The organism is Sphingomonas sp., from assembly GCF_039595165.1.
Classification (GTDB): Bacteria; Pseudomonadota; Alphaproteobacteria; order Sphingomonadales; family Sphingomonadaceae; genus Sphingomonas.
Window position 1 is genome coordinate 1 of sequence record NZ_JBCNMA010000107.1, and the last position, 11,868, is coordinate 11,868.

The 11,868-nt window shown below is 67.0% G+C and carries 8 protein-coding genes and 1 pseudogene; 6 read left to right on the forward strand and 3 right to left on the reverse strand.

What is annotated here, in order from left to right; genetic code table 11:
- Together ABDV68_RS14960 and ABDV68_RS14965 are read right to left on the reverse strand one after the other, a co-directional pair.
- Positions 1–244: pseudogene (locus ABDV68_RS14960) on the reverse strand (sensor histidine kinase); the annotation flags it as partial.
- The gene (locus tag ABDV68_RS14965) at positions 234–1,616 is read right to left on the reverse strand and encodes a sigma-54 dependent transcriptional regulator (protein WP_343520896.1); all 1,383 of its coding nucleotides are present in this window, start codon (positions 1,614–1,616) and stop codon (positions 234–236) included. The gene ABDV68_RS14965 and the pseudogene ABDV68_RS14960, both read right to left, overlap by 11 nt.
- A 130-nt stretch (positions 1,617–1,746) precedes the next feature.
- Between ABDV68_RS14965 and ABDV68_RS14970 the strand changes: the two genes are divergently transcribed.
- The 6 genes from ABDV68_RS14970 (at position 1,747) to ABDV68_RS14995 (ending at position 11,295) form a co-directional block, all read left to right on the forward strand.
- Complete coding sequence (locus tag ABDV68_RS14970) at positions 1,747–2,022, forward strand: hypothetical protein (RefSeq protein WP_343520897.1); 276 nt, start codon at positions 1,747–1,749, stop codon at positions 2,020–2,022.
- Complete coding sequence (locus tag ABDV68_RS14975) at positions 2,019–3,341, forward strand: efflux RND transporter periplasmic adaptor subunit (RefSeq protein WP_343520898.1); 1,323 nt, start codon at positions 2,019–2,021, stop codon at positions 3,339–3,341. The genes ABDV68_RS14970 and ABDV68_RS14975 overlap by 4 nt, the downstream gene beginning before the upstream one ends.
- Positions 3,338–4,027: an ABC transporter ATP-binding protein gene (locus ABDV68_RS14980; RefSeq protein WP_343520899.1), complete on the forward strand. Its 690-nt coding sequence runs from the start codon at positions 3,338–3,340 to the stop codon at positions 4,025–4,027. Before ABDV68_RS14975 ends, ABDV68_RS14980 begins: the two co-directional genes overlap by 4 nt.
- Positions 4,028–4,053: 26 nt before the next feature.
- Positions 4,054–6,573 (forward strand): ABC transporter permease, encoded by a 2,520-nt coding sequence (locus ABDV68_RS14985; RefSeq protein ID WP_343520900.1) that lies wholly within the window; start codon positions 4,054–4,056, stop codon positions 6,571–6,573.
- Between the two features lie 202 nt (positions 6,574–6,775).
- Positions 6,776–9,463 carry a TonB-dependent receptor gene (locus tag ABDV68_RS14990; RefSeq protein WP_343520901.1) on the forward strand — a complete coding sequence of 896 codons (2,688 nt, stop codon included), beginning with the start codon at positions 6,776–6,778 and terminating at the stop codon, positions 9,461–9,463.
- Positions 9,464–9,552: 89 nt separating this feature from the next.
- Positions 9,553–11,295: a M1 family metallopeptidase gene (locus ABDV68_RS14995; protein WP_343520902.1), complete on the forward strand. Its 1,743-nt coding sequence runs from the start codon at positions 9,553–9,555 to the stop codon at positions 11,293–11,295.
- Positions 11,296–11,684: 389 nt separating this feature from the next.
- Here ABDV68_RS14995 and ABDV68_RS15000 read toward each other — a convergent pair.
- Positions 11,685–11,868: M24 family metallopeptidase (locus ABDV68_RS15000; RefSeq protein WP_343520903.1), on the reverse strand; the 184-nt coding region annotated here is incomplete at its 5' end.

Here is an 11,868-nt window from a genome sequence, read left to right on the forward strand (position 1 = left end):
GGCCGCCGAAGCCGACCGCGAAATCGCCGTGCCGCAGCGCCTCGACGAAGCGGGCCAGCGCGACATTGGTGCGGCGGACATGCCCGATCAGCCCGGCAAGCGCGCCCGCCGTCAGCGCCAGCGCGACCAGCCGCGCCGCACCGAGCCCGGGATGCACGAAGCTGATGGCGGTCGCGACGGCGGCGGCGCCGAGGCCGACCGTCCACGCCAGCAGAACGAGGGTGAACCGCCAGTCAGAGCCCATGCTTCTCCATCCGGCGATAGAGCGCGGCGCGCGAGAGTCCGAGTTCGGCGGCGGCGGCGGAGATGTTGTAGCCGTGCTTCTTCAGCGATTCCTCGACCATGCGCCGCTCGGCGCGCTCGAGATTGAGATCGGCGGAGGCTTGCGGCGTGACGACCGCGTCGGGCGCGATCCGCGTCACCGGCGCGCCGAGCGGGAAATCGCCGGGCTCGAGCGCGGCGTCGCCGGCGAGGATCAGCGCGCGCTCGATCGCGTGGCGCAGCTCGCGCACATTGCCGGGCCAGTCGTGACCGGTCAGCGCAGCGCGCGCCGTTGCGCTGATTTGCGGGCGCGGTCGCCCATAACGCGCGGCATAATGGTCGAGATAGAAATCGACGAGCGCCGGCACATCCTCACGGCGTTCGCGCAGGGGCGGAATCTCGATTTCGACGGTGTTCAGACGGAACAGCAGGTCCTGGCGGAACTGCGCCGGATCGCGCAGCGCCGCGGGCGACAGGTTGGTCGCAGCAATGACGCGGATGTCGACGGGTACCGCGCGGTTCGATCCGACGGGCGTGATGTGACGCTGCTCGAGCGCGGTCAGCAGCTTGGGCTGGAGGTGGAGCGGAAGATTGCCGATCTCGTCGAGGAACAGCGTGCCGCCGCTCGCCGCCTGGATGCGCCCTACTCGATCGGCCTTGGCGTCGGTGAACGCGCCGCGGACGTGACCGAACAGCTCGGAATCGATGAGCTCGGTCGCGACCGCCCCGAGATCGACGGTGATCATCGGCTTGGCAGCACGGCGCGACAGGCGATGGACAGCGCGCGCGACGAGTTCCTTGCCTGTGCCGTTCTCGCCCAGCACCAGCACATTCGCATCGGTCGGCGCGGCACGGGCGATCAGCGACTGGACTCGCAGCATCGACGGTGCGGCGCCGATCAGCGCGGTATCGCCAACCGGGACGGGTGGTCCCGGCTCGTTCCGGACGTCGCGCCGCGAGCGATTGAGCGCCGCGGCGGTCCGCGCCGTGGCGAGAAGCTTCTCGTTCGACCACGGCTTGGAGATGAAGTCGACCGCGCCGCGCTTCATCGCTTCGACCGCGATGTTGATCCCGGCATGCGCGGTGATCATCACGATGATGAGGTCCGGGTCGAGCGCGAGCAATTGCTCGAGCAGCGCAAGCCCCTCGGCCGCGTCGGTGGCGCCGCGCGCGAAATTGGCGTCGAGCAGGATCACGTCGGGCCGGCGCCCGGCGACCAGTGCGATCGCCTCCGCCGGCGCCGACAGCGTCACCACCTCGTCGAACAGGTTGCGCAACAGCATGCGCGCGGCGGTCAGCACATCCTCGTCATCGTCGATGACGACGCAAAGCCCGAACCGATCCGCCCCCGCCATGTGACCACTCCCGAACAGCCGCTGTGCGGAACCGGACAATCAATAACCGTGCCAGCCGCCCTGCGACAGGGGTTCAGCGAGGAAATCAGCCAACTCGCGGACTTGGCACGCCCCATGCTGTGCAGAGGCTATGGACCGCCCGCTCTCTCCCAACCGCACCAGGCGCTTCCACGCGGCCCGCTTCGCGCACGCCGTGCTGCTGTGCCTCATCCTATACTTGCTGGCCTCAGGTGCGGTGCATCGGGCTGTCACGGTTACGGGCGAGACCAAGACGATGCTGGTCGTGCCCGTGCTAGTGTCCGTTTCCGCACAGCTCTGTCCGGAAACGGACAGTGTCGCGCACCTCGACGCAGCGCGGCCGCTGGTCACGTCATTGGCATGCTCCTTGCTGAACGAGCGGGTATGAGCGTTCTCAAGATCAATCGCCCCAAGGGCATCGAGGAACGGCCGGTGTCCGGGAGCGGAATGGACCGCGTGGTCGAACGGCGCCGTTTCCCGCGCTGGCTTCCCCTGCTGCTCGGCGCCACCGCGCTGCTCGCCCTTGCCCTCGTCTTCTGGCTCTACGCGCCGCGCGGGGATTCGCAGACGGTCGTCGCCGACCGCCTGACGATCTCGACCGTGACCAACGGCACGTTCGAGGACTTCATCCCGCTGCGCGCCCGCGTGACCCCCCTGCTGACCGTCTATCTCGACGCGATCGAGGGCGGCCGGGTCGAGAAGGTGCTGGTGGAGGACGGCACCCAGCTGGCCAAGGGCCAGCCGATCGTCGAACTCTCCAACGCCGAGCTCCAGCTCTCCACCCTCGCCCGCCAGACCGAGGTCGAGCAGCAGATCAACAACATGCGCAGCCAGGAGCTCGCGCTGGCGCAGACCGGGCTCGCCAACGAGCGGGCAGTGCTCGAGGCCGAGCTCGCGATCGAAAAGACGCGCCTGCAATATGAGCGCGAGGCCAAGCTCGCCGAGCTAGGCTTCGTGACCGGCAAGGCGTTCGCGGACACCAAGGCGCAGTACCTATACGAGCGCCGGCGGCTGGAGGCGTTGCGCCGCAGCCGAGCGACCGACGCGAAGCTCCAGTCGAGCCAGCTCGCCCAGCAGCGTGCCTCGATGGCGTCGATGCAGTCCGGACTCAACATCGCGCGCGACAATCTCGACGCGCTCAACCTGCGCGCGCCGGTCGCTGGCCAGCTTTCCGGCTTCAACGTCCAGGTCGGCCAGTCGCTCTCGCGCGGCGAGCGGATCGGACAGATCGACAGCCCCGGGCGCAACAAGCTGATGGCCGGAGTCGACGAATTCTATCTCGGCCGCGTCCAACTCGGGCAGACCGCGCGCATCGAACTCAACGGCAAGGTCTTCCCCGCCAAGGTCACCAAAATCTATCCACAGGTACAGAACGGCCAGTTCCAGGTCGATCTCCAGTTCACCGGCGCCGAACCCGCCGACCTGCAGCGCGGCCAGACGCTCCAGGCCAAGCTGACGCTGGGCGATCCCGCGCCCGCGCGGCTGATCCCGAACGGCGCCTTCTACAGCGAGACCGGCGGAGCCTTCGTCTTCGTCGTCGCCGAAGGCGGCCGCAGCGCGGTCAAGCGCCCGGTCCGGCTCGGCCGCCGCAACGCCACTGCGATCGAAGTGCTCGAAGGGCTCGACCCCGGCGAGCGCGTGATCACCTCACCCTATACCGGTTTCGCCGACAAGGACCGGCTCGATCTTTCGCCAGGAAAGGAATGACGATGCTCCTCCAAATGCGCCAGCTCTCGCGCGTCTACCGCACCGACATGGTCGAGACGACCGCGCTCGACTCGATCGATCTCGACGTGGCCGAGGGCGAGTTCGTCGCGGTGATGGGGCCATCGGGCTGCGGCAAGTCGACCTTGCTCAACCTGGTCGGCATGCTCGACAGCCCGAGCAGCGGTTCCTACGTCTTCGGCGGCCAGGAGGTCGCCGACCTGCCCGAGGCGCGGCTGGCCGATGTGCGCAAGGCCAATATCGGCTTCATCTTCCAGAGCTTCAATCTCGTCGACGAGCTCTCCGTGCGCGAGAATGTCGAGCTCGCCTTGCTCTATCACGACGTCCCCGCCGCCGAGCGCAAGCGCCGCACCGACGAGGTGATGGACCGGGTCGGCATCGCGCATCGCGCGCGGCACCGGCCGAGCCAGCTGTCGGGCGGGCAGCAGCAGCGCGTCGCGGTGGCACGCGCGCTGGTCGCCCAGCCCAAGCTGATCCTCGCCGACGAGCCGACCGGCAACCTGGACACCAATCATGGCGACGAGGTGATGCGGATGCTGCAGTCGCTCAACGCGCAGGGGTCGACCATCGTGATGGTCACTCACTCCCCCGCCCATGCCGATTATGCGAGCCGCGTGGTTCACATGCTCGACGGACGCATCCTCCAGGAACAGCGTCGCGCTGCCTGACTCACTCTTTCCTCGGAGCTCCTGCCATGTGGCGCAATTATCTCACCGTCGCGATCCGTGCGCTCGCCAAGAACCGGATCTACGCCGCGATCAACATCGTCGGCCTCGCGCTCGGGCTCGCCGCCTGCGTGCTGATCCTGCTCTATGTGCGCTACGAGACCAGCTATGACGACTGGATGCCGGGCGCCGATCGCGCCTTCCAGGTCCAGACGGAATACAAGGCGACTCCGCAGGGCGGCGAGGAAATGCACCTCCAGGTGAGCGGCATCGTCAACGGGCGCGCGCTGCAGAAGGACTATCCCGACCAGGTTGAGAAGCTGGTGTGGGTACGCGGCTTCTCGCCGATCGTCATCCAGGACGACCAGGCCGGCGAGATCGACGATCTGCGCATGGTCGATGGCAATCTGTTCGAGATTTTCGACGTCCCCTTCGTGCGCGGCAGCGCCGCGACCGCCCTTCCTGACACTCACTCGATCGCGCTGAGCGAGAGCGAGGCACGACGTCGCTTCGGCACGGTCGACGCGATCGGCAAGACGCTGACGATCGTCGATAACATGGGCAATGTCGACTACCGCGTGACCGGCGTGTTCAAGGACTGGCCCAAGAATTCCAGTTTCTCGGCGAACGCCGTCGCGCGCTTCGACCTCGGCGTCCAGTTCGCCGACCGGCAAGGCGCGCTGACCAACTGGGACAACCAGCAGGGCTGGAACTTCGTGCGGCTGCGGAAGCCCGAGGACGCGGCGCTGATCAACGAGCGGATGCCGGCCTTCGAGAAGCGCAACATCCCCGACCAGCTCATCGGCGATCAGCGGCGCAACCCGGGCGAGTATCAGGACTTCCGCCTGGTCAACCTGCGTGACGTGCATCTCGGGCGCGCGCAGAATTCGGCGATCACGCCGGGCAATGATCGCTTCACCGTGATCACCTTCGCGGTGATCGCGCTGCTGATCCTCGGCATGGCCTGCGTCAACTTCACCAATCTCGCGACCGCACGCGCCTCGCAGCGGGCCCGCGAAGTCGCCTTGCGCAAGGTACTGGGCGCATCGCGCCGCCAGCTGATCGGGCAATTCCTCGGCGAATCGATCCTGGTCACGGCGCTCGCGATGGGATTGGCGCTGGCCGCGGTCGAGCTGGTCCTGCCCGCGTTCAACGCGTTCCTCGGCGCCAGCATCGAGCTCGACTATTTCGGCGCGCAGGGGGTGCTGCTGCCGGCGATCGCGATGGTGCTCGTGGTCGGCATCGTCGCGGGCCTCTACCCCGCCTTCTTCCTCGCCCGGTTCGAGCCGGCCAAGATCCTCAAGGCCAACAAGTCGGCCGCGGACGCGCAGGGCTCGGGCGTGCTGCGCAACGCGCTGGTGATCGGGCAGTTCGCGGTCTCGATCGGCCTGATCATCTGCACCGCGGTGATCTATGCGCAGACCGTCTACGCGCAGACCAGCGACGCCGGCTATCGTCGTGACGGCCTGCTCCAGATCGGCAATCTCGGCTATCGCGGCGTCGACGATCGCGACGGGCAGGTCACCGAGCAGATCCGCCGGATCCCTGGCGTGGAGGCGGCCGCGCGCTCGCAGATCGCGATCGACCCCGGCAACAATTCGATGACCCGCGTCTTCCTTCCCGGCAATACGACGGAGGGCGCGGAGATCGGCACCTATTCGGTCGAGGCGGATTTCTTCAAGGCGATGGGGATGAAGCTGCTCGCCGGGCGCGGTTTCTCCGAAACCCATGGCGCCGACGACAGCACCACGCCCTTCCCCAGCGCCGCCGATTATGACGCGGCGGTACGCGCGCTCGTGCAGCGCGGCCTCAACGTCGTGATCACTGCCGAAGCGGCACGACGGCTCGGCTTCCGCTCGCCGCAGGAAGCCGTCGGCAAGCAGCTCAAGACCCAGCCCTTCTCCAACGAATATGGGCTGGCGAACGTGACCGTCGTCGGCGTGGTCGCCGACGCGCGCTTCCGGTCGATCCGCGATCCGCTCCAGCCGATCATGTACACCATGCGCCGCAACGGCTTCGGCGACATCCTGGTGCGCTTCTCCGGCGATCCCGCGCGGGTGCGCGAGCAGGCCGAAGCGGTGTGGAAACGCACGATTCCCCAGGTGCCGTTCAACGCCCGCTTCGCCGAGGACATCGTCCGCGAGCAATATGATCGTGAGATGGCGCGTGGCCAGCTGTTCGCCGCCTTCGCCCTCCTCGCGGTGGTGATCGGCTGCCTCGGGCTGTTCGGTCTTGCCGCCTTCACCGCCGAGCGCAGGACCAAGGAGATCGGTATCCGCAAAGTGCTGGGCGCACGCACGCGCGACATCGTGCAGCTGCTGGTATGGCAGTTCAGCCGCCCGGTTCTGATTGCCAACCTCATCGCCTGGCCGGTCGCCTGGTGGCTGATGCGCGACTGGCTCAACGGCTTCGATCAGCGGATCACATTGACGCCCTGGCCGTTCCTTGCCGCAGGACTGCTCGCGCTGCTGATCGCGATCTTCACCGTGGGTGGCCATGCCTACCGAGTCGCGCGGACCAGCCCGGTTCGCGCCCTCCGCTACGAATAATCGCACCGAGATTGGAGACCGGGACGCCGTTTGTACGAGCGGCGTCCACGACTCCGCACGCATTTCCCTCTTCTCATCGCCCTCATGGCAGACGACGGCAAAAGTCCCTAGACGCAGTTTATGTAGATAGTATACGGTATATCTAGAGCGGATCGATCAACATCCGCCTGGATAATCCCGAGGGGGGAAAGCCGTGATACGCTTGAAGACCGCTCTGCTCGTTGCCGCCGCCGCACCGGCATTCACCATCGCGCCGGCGCTGGCACAGGACGCCGAACCGCAGCCCGAGCAGGATATCGTCGTGACGGGCTCACGCCTGCCCTCGACCGATCTGACCAGCGCCGCGCCGGTGACGGTGCTCGATCGCACCGAGATCGACCAGACCGGCGCCGCCAGCGTCGGCGAGCTGCTGCGCGAGTTGCCCGTCGCTACCGCCTCGGCCAGCGATTCGGCCGGCCGCGGCAATGGCGGCTCGGCCACGGTCGCGCTGCGCGGCCTGAGCCCGGTCAACACGCTGGTGCTGATCAACGGCCGCCGCGTCCTCTCGAACACCGATGGCGGCACCGTCGACCTCAACTCGATCCCGTTCGAGGCGATCGAGCGAGTCGAGGTGCTCCAGGACGGCGCCTCCGCGATCTACGGCTCGGACGCGATCGCCGGCGTGGTCAACCTCATCATGCGCAAGGATTTCGACGGGTTGCTGCTGAAAGGCGGCGCCGGCGTCTCGAGCCGCGGCGACCTGCCCAACCGCGAGCTCAGCGCGACCTTCGGCAAGCGCTTCGAGCGCGGCAGCATCCTGGCCAACGTCTCGTGGCGCGAGTCGGAGGGCAACCTCATCTCGGCGCGTCCGGTGAGCCGCGACGTCGACTGGCGCGATCGCGGCGGCCGCAACTTCCGCGATCCGCTGCCGCCGCTCGCCGTGGTCACCGGCCTGCCCGGATTCGGCAATACGCAGATGATCCTGCGCAACGGCATCGCCCAGGCGGCGACCGTGGCGGACTTCCGCCCCGCCAACTTCCCCGATACCGAGCCGGGCCCGAACGACGGCATCAACTTCTGGGACTATGAGAGCAGCGCCTCCGACATCTCGCAGCTCAACGTCTTCGTGAACGGCAATTACGAGCTCACGGACGGCGTGAAGGCGTTCGTCGAGGCCTCCTATACCCGCCGCAAGTCGCTGGGCTTCCTCGCGCCCGATTATTTCGGCGCGGTGTTCGGCGACCCGATCACGCTCAGCGCCAACAACGACTACAACCCGTTCGGCGTCGATCTCGACATCGCGCGCACGATCGCCGAGCAGCCGCTCAGCGGACGCCGCCAGTCGAACGTGACCTCCGACACCTACCGCGTCGTCGCCGGGCTGGAGGGCTCGTTCGGCAGCTGGAACTGGGACGTTTCGTACAACTACCAGCGGCTCGACCAGTTCACCAATGGCGGGCGCGGCGTGCTGCGCAGCCGCCTGCAGCAGGCGGCCGGCGATTCCGATGTATGCCGCGCCGCGAACAATGGCTGCATCCCGATCAACCTGCTCGGCGGCCCGGGCTCGATCACGCAGGAGATGCTCGACTCGATCTCGGCCGATTCCTGGACCGACGTCACCTCGAACCTCCAGTCGGCGGTCGCCAACATCAACGGCACGCTCTTCGCCCTGCCCGCCGGCGACGTGCGGATGGCGATCGGCGCCGAATATCGCCGCGAGACCTATCTCTCGCTGCGCGACGAGAATTCGAAGGTGCCGCCCAACAGCGCCTTCATCTCGCGCGGGCTCGGCGTCGATGCCCGGCCGCCGGCGCGCAACGTCTCGGAAATCTATGGCGAGATCGCGGTGCCGATCCTCAAGGATACGCCGTTCTTCTACCGCCTCGACCTCGAGCTCGCCGGGCGCTTCTCGCATTACGACCAGTTCGGCGACACCACCAACCCCAAGGTTGGCGTGAAGTGGCGGCCGATCCGCGACCTGTTGTTGCGCGGTTCATGGGGCACCGGCTTCCGCGCGCCGACCTTCGCCGAGGCGTTCGGGGGCACGTCGCGCGGCTTCTCGCCGATCAACGATCCTTGCTCCGGCGCCAATTTCGCCAGCTTCCCGAATTGCGGCGGCACCCAGGCGCAGCTGGTGACGGGCTCGTTCGTGGTGACCGGCGGCAATCCCAACCTGGTGCCCGAGACGGCCGACAACCTCACCATCGGCGCCGTCTTCACGCCGAGCTTCATTCCGCGCCTGTCGCTGACCGTCGACTTCTACCGGATCAAGAAGGACGGCGTGATCAGCACGATCGATCGCAACTACATCCTGCTGCAGAACGCGATCGACGGGAGCTATGCCGAGCGCATCACGCGCAATGCCCAGCGCGGCGTGACGGAGATCCTCGCCACGCGCGAGAACCTGCTCAACCAGAAGATCCAGGGCGTCGATGTCGGGTTCGAATACACCACGGCGAACGGGCCGCTCGGGCGGTTCAACTTCCGCGCCGACGCGACCTATCTCGACAGCTGGAAGCAGCCCCCGGCGCCCGGCGCCGATCCGGTCGAGCGCGTCGGCACCTATACCGACGCGCTGGGCACCCTCGCCCGCTATCGCGCGACCGGGCGGATCACCTGGCAGAACGGCCCCTTCACCCTGACCACGGCCGGCCGCTATGTCGGCCCGGTCCGCAACGACAGCTCGCTGCTCGTCAACGGCGAGCATCTGCGCGCCGGCGCCTATTTCCAGAACGACTGGCTGATCAGCTACGACTGGGAGGAGGAAGAGGCGCGGATCAGCTTCGCGGTGGAGAACATCTTCGATCGCATGCCGCCGTTCCTCGAGGGCAACTATTCCAACGGCTTCGACCAGGCGACCTTCAACTCGCGCGGCCGCTTCTTCTCGGTGCGTGTGCAGAAGGGCTTCTGATCCCCGATCGAACCGGGCAAGGAACGTCGCGGCGGCCCCAAATGGCCGTCGCGGCGTCGCGTGAGAGTCAAGTTTCAAGGAGCAACAAGATGCCGGTCAGCCGTATCGCGCTCGCCATGGTCCTCCTCGCCGCGCCCGCATCGGTGGCCCTGGCGCAGCGCCAGGTCGCGGCGCCGGTCACCGACCCCGCCGATCCCAAGTTCGTGACCGAGCAGACGCGCAAGATGGGCGGCCCGATGCCGGCCGAGCAGCTCGCGCTGACCTTCGAGCATCTCGACCTCGCGACCAAGGTCTTCCCCGAGGAGAAGCGGATCGAGAGCGTCGCGACGCTCACGCTCAAGTCGAGCCGGGCGGTGCCCGTGCTGATCCTCGACATGTTCCCCAAGTTCAGGATCGCATCGATCGCGGTCGACGGCCGCACGATCGCGCCTTCCGCCTATGCCAACCCGGAAGGCCAGCTCCGCATCACGCTGCCCAAGGCGATCCCCGCGGGCAAGCGGTTCGTGGCGAAGATCGCCTTCTCGGGCACGCCGCCGCTCGCCAAGCGCCCGCCCTGGGAGGGCGGCACGACCTGGATGAAGACGCCGGACGGCAAATATCCGTGGATCGACACCTCTTTATGGGGCGGCGGGTGCGACCTGCTCTATCCCTGCCTCGACCATCCGACGCTCAAGCCCGCGACCAGCGACCTGCACTATACCGTGCCGCAAGGCCTGATGGCGGTGGGCAACGGCGCGCTGACCAGCAAGACCGACAAGGACGGCTGGACCACCTGGAACTGGCACGCGCGCAGCGTTCACACCTATGGCTCGGTGCTCGACGTGGGGCCGTACAAGGTGATGGAGGGGGACTATAAGAGCCGCTTCGGCAACACCATTCCGATGCGCTTCTACTATCTCCCCGGCGAGGAGGCGAAGGCGGCCGAGCTGTTCGCGGAATTCCCGCAGACGCTCGATTTCTGGGAAGCGGTGATCGGCCCCTACCCCTGGGCCGACCAGAAGATGGGCGTGGTCCGCGTGCCCTATTCGGGCCTCGAGAACCAGACGATGATCGGCTACAGCAACGAGTATCCCAAGACGCCGTTCGGCTGGGACTGGCTGCTCAACCACGAGTTCAGCCACGAATGGTTCGCCAACCAGCTGTCCAACGCCAATTACGACGATCTGTGGCTGCACGAGGGGTTCGGCTCCTATGCCCAGCCGCTGCTCGCCGAATATCTGGGCGGCCAGCTCGATTACATGGCGCAGCTCAAGTCGCAGCGCGCCGGGATCCGCAACGAGCAGCCGCTGGTGAGCGGCGCCGAGCGCGACGAGAAATGGGTCTATGCCGATCCCACCGGCCCGCGCGGCGACATCTATCCCAAGGGCAGCTGGGTCGCGCACACGCTGCGGCAGCTGATCGGCGACGAGGCCTTCTTCAAGTCGATCCGGATGCTGGTCTACGGCCGGGCCGACCCCAAGCCGGGCAACTTCACCCCGCAGTTCGGCACGACCCAGGGTTATCTCAAGATCGTCAACGAGGTGACCGGCGAGGACTATAAGTGGTTCTTCGACGTCTATCTCTACCGCGCCGAGCTGCCCAAGCTGGTGAGCACGCGCGGAGGCGGGAGGATCAAGCTGCGCTGGGAGACGCCCGGCAACCTGCCCTTCCCGATGCCGGTCGACGTGCGCGTCGACGGCAGGGTGGTGACGCTGCCGATGACCGGCGGCACCGGCGAGACCGCCGACGGCGTCTCGGTGACGCTCGACCCCCATTCGAAGATCCTGCGCCAATCGGATGCGATCGACAAATACCAGGCGTGGCAGGCGGAGCAGCGCAAGGACAAGCGCTAAATCCCGACATGCGATGATAACCAAATAGGTTCCACGTGAAACCCGCTCAACGGCATGGGAATCCGTGGTTTTCCGGTGACGCCAGGCGGCGGCGGCGGGGCTCGACAAGGGTTAAACGGAGAACAAGGTAATGCCGATGTTTGCTTTTCAGCTTGGAGTCTGTTCTCCATTCCGGTGAGGTGAAGTCGATAACTGCGACCCGACAGAGGGCGGGTCGAGCAATGCCGCGTGCAGATGTTCGGGCGGAAGGTGGACCAAGGCCAGCCCTAGGTCGGATCGACGTTCAGCGGTGCCGTCCTCTGGCGGCGTGCTTCCTCCCCCTCCGTCACGCTTCGCGTGCCACCCCCCTGGCGGGGGAGGATTGGAGAAGGCGGCCGGCTCGGAGCCCCTCAGCGCAGCTCGGCGGGGAGCGGTCCGGCCATGAAGCGCTCGATCTCGTCGACCTCGATCGGCAGCGATTCCGACAGGTTCTCGTAGCCGGTCGGGGTGATCAGCAGCATGTCCTCCAGCCGCACCCCGACATGCTCGTCGGGCAGGCGCAGCATCGGCTCGATCGTGAACACCATGCCGGCC